We start from the raw sequence: 15,931 nt of genomic DNA, 5'->3' as shown, positions 1-15,931 counted from the left end.
TATCATTAAATAACAGTCGTCGGCGGGTGAAAAAACCGAAGTGTAAACGATTCCACTAATATATTCCATGTCACACTTTTCGCATCTTTGTTATGCTATGGTTATTCCATACCATAGGCTTAACGGAGCGAATTATGAGAGTACTGGTCACCGGTGGTAGCGGTTACATTGGAAGTCATACTTGTGTACAGTTACTGAAAAACGGTCACGATGTCATCATCCTTGATAACCTCTGCAACAGTAAGCGCAGCGTACTGCCTGTTATCGAGCGATTAAGTGGTAAGCACCCAACTTTCGTTGAAGGCGATATTCGTAACGAAGCGCTGATGACTGAAATTCTGCATGACCACGCGATTGACGCCGTCATTCACTTTGCCGGTCTGAAAGCCGTGGGCGAATCCGTCGCCAAACCGCTGGAATACTATGACAACAACGTCAACGGTACGCTGCGTTTAATCAGCGCCATGCGCGCCGCCAATGTCAAAAACTTCATCTTCAGCTCCTCCGCCACCGTCTACGGCGATCAGCCCAAAATTCCTTATGTCGAAAGCTTCCCGACCGGCACGCCGCAGAGCCCATATGGCAAAAGTAAACTGATGGTCGAACAGATCCTGACCGACCTACAAAAAGCGCAGCCGGACTGGAGCATCGCCCTGCTGCGCTACTTCAACCCGGTCGGCGCGCATCCGTCAGGTGATATGGGCGAAGATCCGCAGGGCATTCCTAACAACCTGATGCCGTACATCGCCCAGGTCGCCGTTGGCCGTCGCGAATCGCTCGCGGTCTTTGGCAACGACTACCCTACCGAAGACGGCACCGGCGTGCGCGATTACATCCATGTGATGGATCTTGCCGACGGCCACGTAACCGCGATGGAAAAACTGGCTGGCAAACAAGGCGTGCATATTTACAACCTTGGCGCCGGTGTTGGCAACAGCGTGCTGGATGTGGTTAACGCCTTCAGCAAAGCCTGCGGTAAACCCGTTGCTTATCATTTTGCCCCACGCCGTGAAGGCGACCTTCCGGCCTACTGGGCGGACGCCAGCAAAGCCGACCGCGAACTGGACTGGCGCGTAACCCGCACTCTTGACGAAATGGCACAGGACACCTGGCGTTGGCAGTCACGCCATCCGCAGGGATATCCAGACTAAGGACATGTCATGACGCAATTTAATCCTGTCGATCATCCACATCGCCGTTTTAACCCGCTAACCGGACAGTGGATTCTGGTTTCACCGCATCGCGCAAAGCGCCCCTGGCAGGGGGCGCAGGAAACGCCATCTCAGCAGGCGCTTCCCGCCCATGACCCGGACTGCTTCCTGTGCGCGGGCAATACGCGGGTAACCGGAGATAAAAACCCGGATTACACCGGCACCTATGTCTTTACAAATGACTTTGCCGCGCTGATGTCTGACACCCCGGACGCGCCGGGCAGCCATGACCCGTTGATGCGTTGCCAGAGCGCCCGCGGCACCAGCCGCGTGATCTGCTTTTCTCCCGACCACAGCAAGACGCTGCCGGAACTGAGCCTCCCCGCGCTGACGGACATCATCAAAACCTGGCAAGAACAGACTGCCGATCTGGGAAAAACCTACCCCTGGGTGCAGGTTTTTGAGAATAAAGGCGCGGCGATGGGCTGCTCCAACCCGCATCCGCACGGCCAGATTTGGGCCAACAGCTTCCTGCCGAACGAAGCCGAGCGTGAAGATCGTTTGCAAAAAGCCTACTTCGCCGAACAGCACTCCCCAATGCTGGTGGATTATGTGCAGCGCGAACTGGCGGACGGCAGCCGTACGGTGGTTGAAACCGAGCACTGGCTGGCGGTCGTGCCTTACTGGGCGGCCTGGCCGTTTGAAACGCTGCTGCTGCCCAAAGCGCATGTGCTGCGCATTACCGATTTGACCGACGATCAGCGCGACTCCCTGGCGCTGGCGCTGAAAAAGCTGACCAGTCGTTATGACAACCTGTTCCAGTGCTCCTTCCCCTACTCCATGGGCTGGCACGGCGCGCCGTTTAACGGTGAAGAGAACGGGCACTGGCAGCTGCACGCGCACTTTTATCCACCGCTGCTGCGTTCCGCGACCGTCCGTAAATTTATGGTCGGTTATGAAATGCTGGCGGAGACCCAGCGCGATCTGACGGCAGAACAAGCGGCGGAGCGTCTGCGCGCGGTCAGCGACATTCATTTTCGCGAATCAGGAGTTTAAATAATGAGTCTGAAAGAGAAAACACAATCTCTGTTTGCAGAAATTTTCGGCTACCCTGCTACCCACACCATTCAGGCGCCTGGTCGCGTCAATCTGATCGGCGAGCACACCGATTACAACGACGGCTTCGTGCTGCCTTGCGCTATCGACTACCAGACGGTGATTAGCTGCGCCACGCGTGACGATCGCAAAGTGCGCGTGATTGCGGCTGACTACGACAACCAGGTTGATGAATTCTCCCTTGATGCGCCGATCGTTACCCACGACAGCCAGCAGTGGTCAAACTACGTGCGCGGCGTGGTAAAGCATCTGCAAAAACGAAATAACGCATTTGGCGGCGCGGATCTGGTTATCAGCGGCAACGTGCCGCAGGGCGCGGGACTCAGTTCTTCTGCGTCGCTGGAAGTCGCGGTCGGCACCGTATTCCAGCAGTTGTACCATCTGCCGCTGGATGGCGCGCAAATCGCGCTCAACGGCCAGGAAGCGGAGAATCAGTTCGTCGGCTGCAACTGCGGCATTATGGATCAGCTGATCTCCGCGCTGGGTAAAAAAGATCATGCCCTGCTGATTGACTGCCGCACGCTGGGTACGAAAGCGGTTTCCATGCCGGAAGGCGTGGCGGTGGTGATCATCAACAGTAACTTTAAACGTACGCTGGTGGGCAGCGAGTACAATACCCGCCGCGAGCAGTGTGAAACGGGCGCGCGTTTCTTCCAGCAACCGGCGTTGCGCGATGTCAGCCTTGCGGCGTTCAACGCGGTGGCCAGCGAGCTGGACCCGATTGTCGCCAAACGTGTTCGCCACGTACTGACCGAAAACGCCCGTACCGTTGAAGCCGCCAGCGCGCTGGAGAAAGGCGACCTGAAACGCATGGGTGAATTGATGGCGGAATCTCACGCCTCAATGCGCGATGACTTCGAAATCACCGTCCCGCAGATCGACACGCTGGTCGAAATTGTGAAAGCGACCATCGGCGATAAAGGCGGCGTACGCATGACCGGCGGCGGCTTCGGCGGCTGCGTCGTCGCGTTGATCCCGGAAGCGCTGGTTCCTGCCGTACAGCAGGCCGTAGCCACGCAGTATGAAGCGAAAACCGGAATCAAAGAAACGTTTTACGTATGCAAACCCTCACAAGGAGCCGGACAGTGCTAAACGAAACGCCCGCACTGGCGCCCGATGGTCAGCCGTACCGCCTGCTCACCCTGCGCAACGATGCAGGGATGGTGGTCACGCTGATGGACTGGGGCGCCACACTACTTTCCGCCCGTATCCCGCTAACCGATGGCAGCGTCCGTGAAGCGTTGCTGGGGTGCGCCAGCCCGGAATATTACCAGGATCAGGCCGCCTTTCTTGGTGCATCGATTGGCCGCTACGCCAATCGCATTGCCAACAGCCGTTACACCTGGGCGGGTGAAACCGTCAGTCTGCTGCCGAGCCAGGGTGAAAACCAACTGCACGGCGGGCCGGACGGCTTTGACAAACGTCGCTGGCAGATAGTCAACCAGAACGATCGTCAGGTGCTGTTTGCACTGACGTCTGACGATGGCGATCAGGGCTTCCCCGGCCATCTCTGCGCCACCGCGCAGTATCGTCTCACCAACGATAACCGAATCTCCATTACCTATCGAGCGACGGTAGATAAGCCCTGCCCGGTGAACCTGACCAATCACGTCTACTTTAACCTGGACGGCGAGCAGTCAGACGTACGCCAGCACAAGCTACAGATTCTGGCTGATACGTACCTGCCGGTTGATGAAAGTGGTATTCCACGCGACGGGCTGAAATCCGTTGCCGGAACCTCGTTCGACTTCCACAGCGCAAAAACCATCGCCAGCGCGTTTCTTGCCGATGACGATCAGCGCAAGGTAAAAGGTTACGATCACGCCTTTTTATTGCAGACCAAAGGCGATGCCAGCCAGCCAGCCGCGCATCTGTGGTCGCAGGATGAGAAATTGCAGATGAAGGTTTATACCTCCGCTCCGGCGCTGCAATTCTATTCCGGCAACTATCTGGGCGGCACACCGTCGCGCGGGCCTGAACCTTATGCCGACTGGCAAGGCCTGGCGCTGGAAAGCGAATTTCTGCCAGACAGCCCGAACCACCCGGAATGGCCGCAACCTGACTGCGTGTTGCATCCCGGCGACGAGTACGCCAGCCTGACGGAATATCAGTTTATTCCGGCCTGACGATGAGCCATAACAGGCCCGATGGTGCCAGCTATCGGGCCTGTGGCGCGTCGCTTTGCTCAAATCCCCACCACTCAAAGACAAAATCGCAACTCCGGGTTCACAAGAACCTTACACTGCGTCACTATTTTCGCTATGGTTATGCGTAAGCGTTGCCGCTGACCTGTCACGGCAATATAATGAGAATTATTATCATTCAATAAAGCTTGAGGAGTGAGAGTATGGCTGTAACTAAGCTGGTTCTGGTACGTCACGGCGAAAGTCAGTGGAACAACGAAAACCGTTTCACCGGTTGGTACGATGTTGACCTGTCCGAGAAAGGCGTGGGTGAAGCAAAAGCGGCAGGTAAACTGCTGAAAGAGGAAGGCTATAGCTTCGATTTTGCTTATACCTCCGTGCTGAAACGTGCCATCCACACGCTGTGGAACGTCCTGGACGAACTGGATCAGGCCTGGCTGCCGGTTGAGAAATCCTGGAAGCTGAACGAACGTCACTACGGCGCACTACAGGGTCTGAACAAAGCGGAAACCGCTGAAAAATACGGTGATGAGCAGGTTAAACAGTGGCGTCGTGGTTTTGCCGTGACCCCGCCGGAGCTGACCAAAGATGACGAGCGTTACCCGGGCCACGATCCGCGTTATGCGCAACTGACCGAGAAAGAGCTGCCGCTGACTGAAAGCCTGGCGCTGACTATCGATCGCGTGATCCCTTACTGGAACGAAACCATTCTGCCGCGCATGAAAAGCGGTGAGCGCATCATCATCGCCGCTCACGGTAACTCTCTGCGTGCGCTGGTGAAATACCTGGATAACATGAGCGAAGAAGAGATTCTCGAACTGAACATCCCGACCGGTGTACCGCTGGTGTACGAGTTCGACGAAAACTTCAAACCGATCAAACATTACTATCTGGGTAACGCTGACGAGATCGCGGCAAAAGCGGCGGCCGTAGCGAACCAGGGTAAAGCGAAGTAATCTGATTTGCCTGATGGCGCTTCGCTTATCGGGCCTACGGGTTGGCAATATGCGTCCTGTAGGCCGGATAAGGCGTAAGCCGCCATCCGGCAATACATGCACTTAAACCCCGATAACCCCGTCGAGCACCACCTGCGCCCTGCCCTGTGAACAACGTTCCACACGACCCCGAACGTTATACACTTCCGCCAGGCTTTCTGCGGTAATAACCGCTTCCGGCGCGCCGCTGGCCACCAGTTTGCCCTCCTTCAGCATCAGCACATGTTCGCTGTGACGTAGCGCGATATTAATGTCATGCACCACCACAACCGTCACCATATTGCGCGCCCGCGTTTCCCGCGCGATCAGATCCATAACGTGAAACTGATAGTTCAGATCCAGCGCGCTAAGCGGCTCGTCCAGCAACAAAAGTTCCGGGTAGCGAATCAGCGACTGCGCAAGCCCCACCAGTTGCCGCTGGCCGCCGGAAAGCTGGTCAAGATAGTGCAGCGCCAGATGTGCAATGCCGAGTTGATCCAGGATTGCCAGCACCTGCGAGTGACTGTTCGCGCCATCCCGCCCGCCGGACGCCCGCTGCGCCACGATAATCGACTCCAGCACATGCAGATGTACGCCCTGCGGCAGCGACTGCGGTAAAAACACCACCTTTTCCGCACGTCGGGCAAACGGCAGCGACATCAGGTTCTCACCGTCCAGCATGACCTCGCCACGGGCTTTATTCAGCCCGGCCAGCGCGCGTAATAACGTTGATTTCCCGCAGCCGTTCGGCCCCAGCAGAACGGTAATTTTACCGCGCGGCAGCTCAGGCACGCTGAGATCGCGGATAACCGGATGTTTCGGATAACCGGCGCTTATTCCCTTGAGGATCAACCCGCTCATGACATACTCCTCCGGTGGCGCAAAATAATGCTCAGGAAGAACGGCACACCCACCAGCGACGTTACGATGCCTACCGGAATGATCACCCCAGGAACAATATTCTTCGACGCGATCGAGGCCAGCGACAGCACCAGCCCCCCCGTCAACACGCTGCCCGGCAGATAGAACCGGTGATCTTCACCAAACAGCATTCGCGCAATGTGCGGCGCGACCAGACCGATAAAACCGATTGGCCCGACAAACGCCACCGACAGCGCCGATAGCAGGCTGATGCGCAGCAGCGATGACAGGCGCAGGCGCCGCACGTCAATGCCAAAACTCATCGCCCGATCTTCCCCCAACCGCAGCGCCGTCAATTGCCAGGCACTACGCATCGACCACGGCAGCACAATGGCAAACACCAACGCCAGCACGCCGAGCTTTTCCCACGACGCGCGCGCCAGGCTGCCCATCGTCCAGAACACCAGCCCCTGTAGCGTGTCCTCATCGGCAACGAACTGCATCATCGACACCAGCGCATTAAAAGTAAACACCAGCGCGATACCGAACAGCACCACGCCAGAGGTCGCCACGCGCGTCCAGCGAGTAATCCCGTCCAGCAGCAGGGCAGACAGCAGCGCAAAAGCAAAGGCATTCGCGGGAATAAACCAGGCGGCAGGAACGCCGGGAATGCCGATACCCAACACGATCGCCAGCGCAGCGCCAAAGGCCGCAGCGGAAGAAACGCCCAGCGTGAACGGACTCGCCAGCGGGTTGTTCAGGATTGTCTGCATTTCGGCGCCCGCCAGCCCCAAAGCCATTCCCACCAGTAACGCCATCAGCGCATAGGGTAAACGGATATCCCAGACGATAACGCGCGTCCCCGCATTAACGCTTGCCGGGTGCAGCAGCGTTTGCCAGAGCTCGCCGAGCGACAGACCAGACGGGCCAAGCGTAGAGTCCAGCACCAGCGAGGCGACTATCGCCGCAATAATCAGCAGCGCCAGCATCAACCGCTTGCGTACCACAAGACGGTAGCGATCGTCGATCGACGGAGCATTAGCGGATAGCGACATAACGTTCCTTACCTGTAGAGTCATTTCGGCGGATTGAGCACATCGCTAATCTGCGCGTCGCTGAGTGTAATGCCAAAGAAGTCCTGGTAAAAGCGGCGGGTCTCCTTGCGCATATCCATATCGGCAAAGCGCTGCGGGTAGAGCGTTTTTGCCAGCCAGAGGAATTGTAACGCCTCTTCGCTGGTCTCCCGACACCACCAGAACATCCCTTTCGGGTTCACATACACGCGATGATGAATCACGGCATCCACCTGCGCCCACTGGGGAGAAGTCAGGATGGCATCCGCATCCCGCTTATTCATGGCGACAATCACCGCCGGATTTGCCGCGACAATCTGCTCAAGAGCAACTTCCCCCGTCCGGTTTTGCTTGTGGCTAAACCAGCGCTCGGCGACGTTTTTTGCACCGGCCAGATCCATCCAGTCCTGATTAAGCGACGGCCTGCCGGAAGTGGTCAGCGGATTGCCCATGCTGTGATAGAGGGTCATTCGCTGATCTTCAGGAAGATCGCTTAAGCGCGCCTTTACCCGCTCCACATTGCGATCAAAATACTGCTGATACCGCTGCGCTTTATCCTGCGCATCCGGCCCCAGCACCTCCGCTGTTTTATGCACCCGGGCGGTCAGCGCCTGCATGGAGTTCGCCTCAAACGCCAGTACGCGCACCCCCGCCTGCTGGAGCAGCGACGCCCTCGGCACCGTCATCGATTTTGGCACAAACAGCAGTTGCGTACCGAGCGAGATGATCTGCTCCGGGTCCAGTTCGTGACCGCTGTTGACGCTGACAACGGCGACATTCTCAATACGCGGCAGACTCTGGCGAAAAAGCGGAATCGTCTTTGCAATCATCGACGTGCCAACAATATTATCGCCATACCCCAGCATGGTGATGATGGTGTTTTGCGCCGGCCACGGCGAAGCGATGCGCACATCGTTGTGCGGCTGCGCGGCAAACAGGCTCCCCGCCACCAGCCAGGCCAGCGCGGGGAAAATGCGGGTTAGCGTCATGACTCCATCCTTTAAAAATCAAACGTGACGGAGGCGCGAACTTCACGCCCGCTGCCGATAAAGGCGCTGGGTGAACCGTTATCGCCATCGGTGCCTGACGGGAAGATTGATGCCCAGTAGTGTTTATCGAACACGTTGTTAACCACCACGCGGAAGGTGGTCGGCACGTTGCTGATTTTCGTGGTGTAGCGGGTGCCCAGGTCCCAGGTGGTGTAGCTGCTGGCCCATGCGGTGTTGGTATCGTTGGCGGCACGCTTGCCGGTATAGTGAACGTTAGCGCTGTATACCCATTCCGGCATCGACGGTAAGCTGTACTCCGCCAGCACGTTCGCCTGTACTTTCGGTACGCCTACCACCCGTTTATCGCTGGTGGTATCGCTCACCGTATCTTTCAGTTTCGGATCGAGGAGCGTCACGCCGCTGTAGATATTCAGCCCTTGCCAGACATTACCGGAGGCCGTCAATTCCAGACCGTTATTGACCTGGTTCCCCTGTTCCTTATAGACATTGTCGCCGGGATCGACATAGGCAAATGGACGCTCAAGACGGAACAGCGCCGCCCCCAGATTCATCCCGGAGACATCGGCTTTTAGCCCCATCTCATATTGTTTGCTGCGATACGGGTCGAGGGTTTGCCCGGCATTTTTCACGTCGCTATTGGTTGGCGCCGTCCCGCCCTGTTCCAGCGACTCCGCATAGCTGACGTAGGCCATCACATTCGGGGTGATTTTATACATCAACGCCGCATTCGGGCTTAAACCGTTCTCATCAATCTGGCCGGTTTTATGACCGCTTTTATTGTAGTTCTGCGACTGAATCCAGCTCTGGCTCAAGTAGAACATCGCCGACCATTTCGGCGTGAAAGTCACGGTATCCCCAAGGGTAATGCTCTGTTGCGTGTTGACGCTGGATTTATAACGATCCCCACCGGTTATGATTTTGCCATCGCCCTTTTCGTACATCTCAGAGGGGTGGTACATATTGGTGGTGTCCCAGCTATAAGACGGCCCCGTCCCTTTCGCACTGTACAGCGACCAGACATAACCGGTGGTCGAGAGCGCAATATCATGCCCGACAGAACCGGTATCAACATGACCGTTAAGCGTGGCGGTATTGCTCAGTACGCGAAAACGTCCTGCGGCAGTAGAGTCTTTCAGCGAACGGCTGATATCGCCCTGGTTATTGATAATTTTGCTGGATACGTTACGCATCGCACGATCCGCCTGCTGCCAGCCAACGCCCGCCGTTACGGACCAGTCATCATTGAGATAATGAATAAGACGCGTGCTCACCGTGTCGGTTGTCAGATCGTTCCCGGCCGTGCTGAGCGCCAGATTTTTATCTTTGGGATCGGGTGCGGAAGGCAATTTAATGTTCGGGCCATAGCTGAAGCTTCCCGGATAGCCTTTTTGAATAAACTCATAGTGACTGACATCCAGCTGCAATTGCGTGCCTGGCTGAATATTCCAGTCCAGCGCCACGGAAAGCAACTTACGGCGCAGCGTACTGTCATCCAGATTCCCTTCACCTTCCTGATTCAGCACATTCACGCGATAGCCAAAACGGTTGTCATCATCAATGTGTCCGCCCAAATCAACATGCCCGGTGAAGGCGCTCCGACTTTGATAACCCAGAGTGACTTTGCGCAGCGTCTCTTCCGTTGGGCGTTTGGCGACAAAATTAAACTGCCCGGCCGGACTTGCCGGGCCGTACAGCGCGCCAGTCAGGCTGTTGAGCACATCCAGGCGTTCCAGCATCTCAACGGGGAAAGCGGTGGTTGAGACGATGTTCAACCCATCCAGGCGGCTGTTGGCAACCACGCTGCCCTGCATCCCCCGGCTTTGCGGTCTGCCGACATCCATGCCGCCGCGCGCCTGCATTTGTGTACTGGGCGAGTATTTCAGCAGTTCGCTCACGCTTTGCGCCTGCTGGTTCTCAATCATCTCTTTGGTGACGGTCGTGGTCGAATACGGTGTATCAACCCAGGCTTTATTGCCCAGCGGCCCGACATCGATATCATTGGTTTTGAATCCAGCGCCGGAAGCGGCATGCGTGGTATCGGCAGAAGGCTGGCTGGTGACGATAATTTCATCTTCAGAGGTGTTTGCCGCATGTGCGCTGTGCGGCGCCAGGGAAATGAGAAGAGGCAACAGCGTTGCCAGTTGAGTGGGCTTATTCATTTGTATTATCAATCGTTATGTAAAAATTTATATTACGACCGATATAAGTGTAAAAAGTTGATCACGATCACATCAAAACTTTTAAACAAAGAACTAACTCTTTTGGATTACAAACAGTTAGTAGAAAAAAACCGGCCTGATTTGCCGGTTTTTCAATTGCGCAACGTGCGTTGGCAGGAGAAATTATCCGCGACGGGCTTTCACCGCATTCGACAACTGACGCAGCAGCGCATCCGTATCTTCCCAGCCGATGCAGGCGTCGGTAACGCTCTTACCGTAGGTCAGCGGTTCGCCGCTTTCCAGGCTCTGATTACCTTCCACCAGATGGCTTTCCACCATCACGCCAATGATCGCGTTTTCGCCACGCGCAATCTGCTGGCAAACATCCGCACAAACGTCCATCTGCTTTTTAAACTGTTTGGAGGAGTTCGCATGGCTGAAATCGATCATAACCTGCGGCGCAAGCCCCGCTTTAGCAAGACCTTCTTTTACTTCTGCCACATGTTGCGCGCTGTAGTTTGGCTCTTTGCCTCCACGCAGAATAATGTGGCAGTCGCCGTTGCCGCTGGTATTCACAATGGCGGAGTGCCCCCACTTAGTGACGGAGAGGAAGCAGTGAGGCGCACCGGCGGCATTGATGGCGTCAATCGCCACTTTGATGGTGCCGTCGGTGCCATTTTTAAAGCCGACCGGGCAGGAAAGACCGGAGGCCAGCTCGCGGTGTACCTGAGACTCCGTGGTACGTGCGCCAATCGCGCCCCAGCTCATCAGATCCGCCAGATATTGCGGGGTGATCATATCAAGGAACTCACCCGCAGCGGGTAATCCGCTGTCGTTAATGTCGAGCAATAGCTTGCGGGCAATACGCAGACCATCGTTAATCTGGAAGCTGTTATCCATATGCGGATCGTTGATCAGCCCTTTCCAGCCCACCGTGGTGCGCGGTTTTTCAAAATAGACGCGCATGACAATTTCAAGCTCGCCTTTTAACTCTTCACGCAACGTCATTAAACGAGCGGCATACTCTTTGGCGGCAACCGGATCATGAATTGAGCACGGCCCAATCACCACCAGCAGGCGATCGTCATTCCCTTTCAGGATTTTATGAATCGCTTTGCGGGCATGGGCAACGGTGTTTGCTGCATTCTCTGTAGCGGGAAATTTTTCAAGGAGTGCGACTGGCGGTAATAACTCGTTGATCTCTTTAATACGTAAATCGTCGTTCTGATAATTCATGATTATTCCAGTGTTGCCATACTTATCTAATTAAATGCAATCCCTTCAATCTATCTCTTTGGCTAAAAAGTGTAAACTGACTTTTACACTTCGAACGGACTAATCCTGGAATTAGGAAAAAAAACGCCAGAAAGTAGCGAAAAACGAGATCTAACCTACAATTTTTAACTGCAAACACTCTTTTTGTGAGTTTTTTCAAGATTCTCTGCTGGGCTAAATCGCCAGTGCGGGATCTTTAACCCCTCTCTGAGATTTTACTGGCACATGCACTGTTGGAAGAGTTATCCGACATATCGACCATAACAGGAGCATCTTATGAAAATGACAAAACTGGCCACACTTTTTCTTACTGCCATACTCAGCCTTGCCAGTGGCGCAGCGTTGGCCGCTGACGCGAATACGCAGTCCAACAACGGACAGGCAAACTCTTCGGCGGATGCCGGACAGGTCGCCCCTGACGCCCGCGAAAACGTCGCGCCAAACAATGTGGACAACAGCCAAATTAATTCCGGCGGCACCATGCTTCACCCGGATGGCTCATCAATGAACCACGACGGCATGACCTCCGATGAAGTGCATAAAAACACCATGTGTAAGGACGGCCGCTGCCCGGACGTGAATAAGAAAGTGGAGACCGGCGACGGCATCAACAACGACGTTGATACTAAAACCGATGGCACCACACAGTAAGCCTGAAAAAAGGCCAGGTAACGGGAGAGCTGACGCTCTCCTTTTTATTTTGTCAGCCCAAAACTTGTATGATGTCATACAGTAATAATGAAAATAACAAAGGGATGACACGATGGCACATTCACACTCTCATACTGCTTCGCATCTGCCGGAAGATAAGAACGCCCGTCGGTTGCTGTTCGCATTTTGTGTCACCGCCGGATTTATGCTGGTTGAAGTGGTGGGCGGCATTCTTTCAGGATCGCTGGCGCTGCTGGCCGATGCCGGGCATATGCTTACCGATGCCGCAGCCCTGTTGTTCGCTCTGATGGCCGTACAGTTTTCCCGTCGTCCTCCAACCATTCGCCACACTTTCGGCTGGCTGAGACTGACAACGCTGGCCGCGTTTGTTAACGCCATCGCATTAGTGGTGATTACCCTTTTAATCGTCTGGGAAGCCATTCAGCGCTTCTATACGCCACGACCTGTCGCAGGTGGCATGATGATGACTATCGCAGTGGCGGGCTTGCTCGCCAACGTGTTCGCGTTCTGGCTCCTGCACCGGGGGAATGAAGAAAAAAACCTCAATGTGCGTGCCGCCGCGCTGCATGTGATGGGGGATTTACTGGGATCGGTCGGCGCCATTTTTGCCGCACTGATTATCATCTGGACAGGCTGGACGCCAGCGGACCCGATTCTCTCGATCCTGGTTTCCATACTGGTGTTACGCAGCGCCTGGCGTCTGTTAAAAGACAGCGTAAATGAATTACTGGAAGGCGCGCCGGTTTCGCTGGATATCGCGGCGTTGCGTCGCCATCTCAGCCGGGATATTCCCGAAGTACGCAATGTGCATCACGTCCATGTCTGGATGATAGGAGAAAAACCCGTGATGACGCTGCATGTGCAGGTGATCCCGCCGCACGATCATGACGCGTTGCTGGCGCGCATCCAGCATTTCCTGATTCACCATTACCAGATTGAGCACGCCACCATTCAGATGGAATATCAGCCGTGCAACGGGCCGGACTGCCACCTGAATCAGGGGCTATCCGGCCATTCGCACCATCACCACTAACTGGAAAGCGCGTGTGAGCCTCGTTCGCGCGCGCTGTTGATCCACATCCGGCTGCCATTCAGGGCGATGAAGGTCAGGATCAGATACTCCAGCGACATCGCATAGACGCCTTGCAGTGCGAAGATCACCACGCTTATCACGTTGATAATCACCCACAGCAGCCAGTTTTCGACATACTTGCGCGTCATCAGGATCATCGCCACAATCGACAGCACCATCATGCAGGAGTCCCAGAACGGGAAGGCATCAGGCTGCAATTCCGGTACGGCGACCGACAATCCCAGCGCCTGCATCAGGTTGACGGCGACGCGAGTCAGGAAAGCAAATATCGGATCGATATACGCGGTCATCAGGCCTATCGCCACCACGCATACCGCCAGCCAGGCCAGCGCTTTTGGCAGCGGCAGCCAGCGAATTTTCAATTCAATCTCATGCTGGCTTGTTTTGCGGGACCAGGCATACCAGCCGTAAATATTGGCGGCAAAGAAAAATACCTGAAGCAACAGGCTGGCGTAGAGTTGGATCTGAAAAAAGATGATCGCGAATAGCGTCACGTTAATCAGGCCGAAAAAATAGTTGCTGATCTTTTCCAGGCTGGCAAGCCCGATACACAGCAAACCCGCAACAGTGCCAACAGCTTCAATCCATGACAGGTCGTAACCGCCAGCGCCAATTGGAATATGAACCAGAATGTTCTGTGTGCTAAAAAAATCCATCTTTCCCCCAGAGCGTTTTATGTTTTACGCTCGTAGTGTAGCCGCAAATTCCAGCATACGGTTGAGCGGCAGCAGCGCCCCTTCTCGCAACGCCTGGTCAACGTGAATCTCATGGGCCTGCCCGCCCTGCTCTAACCCCTCAGCAATTGCCTTAAGGCCGTTCATCGCCATCCACGGACAATGCGCGCAGCTACGGCAGGTCGCCCCTTCTCCGGCTGTCGGCGCTTCAAGCAACTCTTTATCAGGCACCGCCTGCTGCATTTTATAGAAAATGCCCCGGTCGGTCGCCACAATAAGCTGCTTATGCGGCAGCGTGCGGGCGGCATTAATCAGCTGGCTGGTAGACCCGACGGCATCCGCCATATCGACAATCGATTGTGGCGACTCAGGATGCACCAGCACGGCGGCATCCGGGTACAAACCTTTCATCCGGGTCAACGCCTGGGTTTTAAATTCATCATGAACGATACAGGCTCCCTGCCAGCAGAGCACATCCGCGCCGGTCTGCTTTTGCACGTAATGTCCCAGGTGACGATCCGGCGCCCAGATAATTTTCTCACCCAGACTGTCCAGATGTTCAATCAGTTCAACGGCGATACTGGAGGTAACAACCCAGTCAGCGCGGGCTTTGACGGCAGCAGACGTGTTGGCGTAAACCACTACTGTGCGGTCCGGGTGGGCGTCGCAAAACGCGCTAAATTCGTCAATCGGACAGCCCAGATCCAGCGAGCATTCCGCCTGTAGAGTCGGCATCAGGATGGTTTTTTCCGGGCTGAGAATTTTGGCCGTCTCGCCCATAAAACGGACGCCAGCGACCAGCAACGTGGAGGCAGGATGTTTCGCGCCAAATCGCGCCATCTCCAGCGAGTCGGAAATGCATCCTCCGGTTTCTTCAGCCAGTTGCTGGATTTCGGGATCGGTGTAATAGTGCGCCACCATGACGGCATCGCGCGCTTTCAGCAGACGTTTGATTTTCTCGCGGTAGAATTGCTTTTCATCCACGCTTAGCGGGGTCGGTTTCGGCGGAAACGGATAGATTGCGGCTTCCGGGTCAAACATTACGCTCATCATGCTTTCTCGTTTTACTGGCTTAACGAAATAACCGATATAAAGCGTAACCCACGCCACAATCGGTTAAATTTGTTTTATATGCTAAACAAGATAGCCGATTGGCTGGCAAAAGTCACAACAATTGCGCTTGATAATGCCGGATGGCGGCGCAAGCGCCTTATCCGGCCTACGGGTCGCCGACTGACGTCTTATCCGACCTGAACGAGTGTATCGCTGTAGGCCTGATAAGCGCAGCGCCATCAGGCACAAATTCTGCGCATAGCAAAAAGGCGCCTTTAGGGCGCCTTTTTACATTGGTGGGTCGTGCAGGATGACTCGGCTTCGCCTCGCCCTTCGGGCCGTTGCTGACGCAACGTTATCCTTCACGTTTAACACCTGAGAGCGATGTTAAAATTGGTGGGTCGTGCAGGATTCGAACCTGCGACCAATTGATTAAAAGTCAACTGCTCTACCAACTGAGCTAACGACCCCTTGCGGGATTTTACTGCTTAATCATTCAGGATGGTGGGTCGTGCAGGATGACTCGGCTTCGCCTCGCCCTTCGGGCCGTTGCTGACGCAACGTTATCCTTCACGTTCTCTACCAGTAACCACCTTTAAAACTGGTGGGTCGTGCAGGATTCGAACCTGCGACCAATTGATTAAAAGTCAACTGCTCTACCAACTGAGCTAACGAC

General features: G+C 55.3%; 14 protein-coding genes, 1 tRNA gene and 1 other RNA gene. 7 read left to right on the top strand and 9 right to left on the bottom strand.

Going from position 1 to position 15,931, the window contains the following annotated elements:
* Positions 1-134 precede the first annotated feature (134 nt).
* From galE to gpmA, 5 genes are all read left to right on the top strand, one after another.
* A complete protein-coding gene (gene galE, locus OGV82_RS07335; protein ID WP_024130520.1) occupies positions 135-1,151 on the top strand; it encodes a UDP-glucose 4-epimerase GalE in 1,017 nt (338 codons plus the stop codon).
* 9 nt (positions 1,152-1,160) lie between these two features.
* Positions 1,161-2,207 carry a galactose-1-phosphate uridylyltransferase gene (galT, locus tag OGV82_RS07330; RefSeq protein WP_047458030.1) on the top strand — a complete coding sequence of 349 codons (1,047 nt, stop codon included), beginning with the start codon at positions 1,161-1,163 and terminating at the stop codon, positions 2,205-2,207.
* 3 nt (positions 2,208-2,210) lie between these two features.
* Positions 2,211-3,359, top strand: coding sequence for a galactokinase (gene galK / locus OGV82_RS07325; protein ID WP_047458033.1), 1,149 nt, complete (start codon positions 2,211-2,213; stop codon positions 3,357-3,359).
* A complete protein-coding gene (galM, locus tag OGV82_RS07320; RefSeq protein ID WP_047458037.1) occupies positions 3,353-4,393 on the top strand; it encodes a galactose-1-epimerase in 1,041 nt (346 codons plus the stop codon). Before galK ends, galM begins: the two co-directional genes overlap by 7 nt.
* A gap of 221 nt (positions 4,394-4,614) precedes the next feature.
* Positions 4,615-5,367, top strand: coding sequence for a 2,3-diphosphoglycerate-dependent phosphoglycerate mutase (gene gpmA / locus OGV82_RS07315; protein ID WP_012133230.1), 753 nt, complete (start codon positions 4,615-4,617; stop codon positions 5,365-5,367).
* A gap of 102 nt (positions 5,368-5,469) precedes the next feature.
* Here the strand turns inward: gpmA and OGV82_RS07310 are convergent, their stop codons facing one another.
* The 5 genes from OGV82_RS07310 to aroG all read right to left on the bottom strand — a co-directional run bounded on the left by OGV82_RS07310 (position 5,470) and on the right by aroG (position 11,724).
* The gene (locus OGV82_RS07310) at positions 5,470-6,246 is read right to left on the bottom strand and encodes an ABC transporter ATP-binding protein (RefSeq protein ID WP_012133231.1); all 777 of its coding nucleotides are present in this window, start codon (positions 6,244-6,246) and stop codon (positions 5,470-5,472) included.
* On the bottom strand, positions 6,243-7,325 hold the full coding sequence (locus OGV82_RS07305) for a FecCD family ABC transporter permease (RefSeq protein ID WP_286462649.1): 1,083 nt from the start codon (positions 7,323-7,325) through the stop codon (positions 6,243-6,245). The genes OGV82_RS07310 and OGV82_RS07305 overlap by 4 nt, the downstream gene beginning before the upstream one ends.
* On the bottom strand, positions 7,322-8,308 hold the full coding sequence (locus OGV82_RS07300; protein ID WP_047458043.1) for an ABC transporter substrate-binding protein: 987 nt from the start codon (positions 8,306-8,308) through the stop codon (positions 7,322-7,324). Before OGV82_RS07300 ends, OGV82_RS07305 begins: the two co-directional genes overlap by 4 nt.
* Positions 8,309-8,319: 11 nt before the next feature.
* Positions 8,320-10,488 carry a TonB-dependent receptor gene (locus tag OGV82_RS07295; protein ID WP_047458046.1) on the bottom strand — a complete coding sequence of 723 codons (2,169 nt, stop codon included), beginning with the start codon at positions 10,486-10,488 and terminating at the stop codon, positions 8,320-8,322.
* A gap of 183 nt (positions 10,489-10,671) precedes the next feature.
* Complete coding sequence (gene aroG / locus OGV82_RS07290) at positions 10,672-11,724, bottom strand: 3-deoxy-7-phosphoheptulonate synthase AroG (protein ID WP_012133235.1); 1,053 nt, start codon at positions 11,722-11,724, stop codon at positions 10,672-10,674.
* A gap of 315 nt (positions 11,725-12,039) precedes the next feature.
* Here aroG and OGV82_RS07285 point away from each other — a divergent pair, with 315 nt between their 5' ends.
* Both OGV82_RS07285 and zitB read left to right on the top strand, forming a co-directional pair.
* The gene (locus tag OGV82_RS07285) at positions 12,040-12,414 is read left to right on the top strand and encodes a YbgS-like family protein (RefSeq protein WP_047458049.1); all 375 of its coding nucleotides are present in this window, start codon (positions 12,040-12,042) and stop codon (positions 12,412-12,414) included.
* Between the two features lie 112 nt (positions 12,415-12,526).
* Positions 12,527-13,468, top strand: a complete 942-nt coding sequence (gene zitB, locus OGV82_RS07280; RefSeq protein ID WP_047458052.1) for a CDF family zinc transporter ZitB — start codon at positions 12,527-12,529, stop codon at positions 13,466-13,468.
* Here the strand turns inward: zitB and pnuC are convergent.
* From pnuC to OGV82_RS07260, 4 genes are all read right to left on the bottom strand, one after another.
* Complete coding sequence (gene pnuC, locus OGV82_RS07275) at positions 13,465-14,184, bottom strand: nicotinamide riboside transporter PnuC (protein ID WP_286462648.1); 720 nt, start codon at positions 14,182-14,184, stop codon at positions 13,465-13,467. The two genes, zitB and pnuC, sit on opposite strands and share 4 nt — an antisense overlap.
* Before the next feature lie 24 nt (positions 14,185-14,208).
* Complete coding sequence (nadA, locus tag OGV82_RS07270; RefSeq protein ID WP_024130522.1) at positions 14,209-15,252, bottom strand: quinolinate synthase NadA; 1,044 nt, start codon at positions 15,250-15,252, stop codon at positions 14,209-14,211.
* A gap of 397 nt (positions 15,253-15,649) precedes the next feature.
* A tRNA-Lys gene (locus OGV82_RS07265) sits at positions 15,650-15,725 on the bottom strand.
* A 32-nt stretch (positions 15,726-15,757) separates the two neighbouring features.
* Positions 15,758-15,926: non-coding RNA, RtT sRNA (locus tag OGV82_RS07260), on the bottom strand.
* Positions 15,927-15,931: the final 5 nt, after the last annotated feature.

This window comes from Citrobacter sp. CK191 (assembly GCF_030333435.1).
Classification (GTDB): Bacteria; Pseudomonadota; Gammaproteobacteria; order Enterobacterales; family Enterobacteriaceae; genus Citrobacter_B; species Citrobacter_B koseri.
The sequence above is the reverse complement of the archived record's forward strand: the minus strand, read 5'-3'. Positions and strand labels throughout refer to the sequence as shown.

Bases quoted from the DNA above. Each gene is read 5' to 3' on its own strand.
- galE (WP_024130520.1), top strand. From the start codon at position 135: ATGAGAGTACTGGTCACCGGTGGTAGCGGTTACATTGGAAGTCATACT.
- galT (WP_047458030.1), top strand. From the start codon at position 1,161: ATGACGCAATTTAATCCTGTCGATCATCCACATCGCCGTTTTAACCCG.
- galK (WP_047458033.1), top strand. From the start codon at position 2,211: ATGAGTCTGAAAGAGAAAACACAATCTCTGTTTGCAGAAATTTTCGGC.
- gpmA (WP_012133230.1), top strand. From the start codon at position 4,615: ATGGCTGTAACTAAGCTGGTTCTGGTACGTCACGGCGAAAGTCAGTGG.
- OGV82_RS07310 (WP_012133231.1), bottom strand. From the start codon at position 6,246: ATGAGCGGGTTGATCCTCAAGGGAATAAGCGCCGGTTATCCGAAACAT.
- OGV82_RS07305 (WP_286462649.1), bottom strand. From the start codon at position 7,325: ATGACTCTACAGGTAAGGAACGTTATGTCGCTATCCGCTAATGCTCCG.
- OGV82_RS07300 (WP_047458043.1), bottom strand. From the start codon at position 8,308: ATGACGCTAACCCGCATTTTCCCCGCGCTGGCCTGGCTGGTGGCGGGG.
- OGV82_RS07295 (WP_047458046.1), bottom strand. From the start codon at position 10,488: ATGAATAAGCCCACTCAACTGGCAACGCTGTTGCCTCTTCTCATTTCC.
- aroG (WP_012133235.1), bottom strand. From the start codon at position 11,724: ATGAATTATCAGAACGACGATTTACGTATTAAAGAGATCAACGAGTTA.
- OGV82_RS07285 (WP_047458049.1), top strand. From the start codon at position 12,040: ATGAAAATGACAAAACTGGCCACACTTTTTCTTACTGCCATACTCAGC.
- zitB (WP_047458052.1), top strand. From the start codon at position 12,527: ATGGCACATTCACACTCTCATACTGCTTCGCATCTGCCGGAAGATAAG.
- pnuC (WP_286462648.1), bottom strand. From the start codon at position 14,184: ATGGATTTTTTTAGCACACAGAACATTCTGGTTCATATTCCAATTGGC.
- nadA (WP_024130522.1), bottom strand. From the start codon at position 15,252: ATGAGCGTAATGTTTGACCCGGAAGCCGCAATCTATCCGTTTCCGCCG.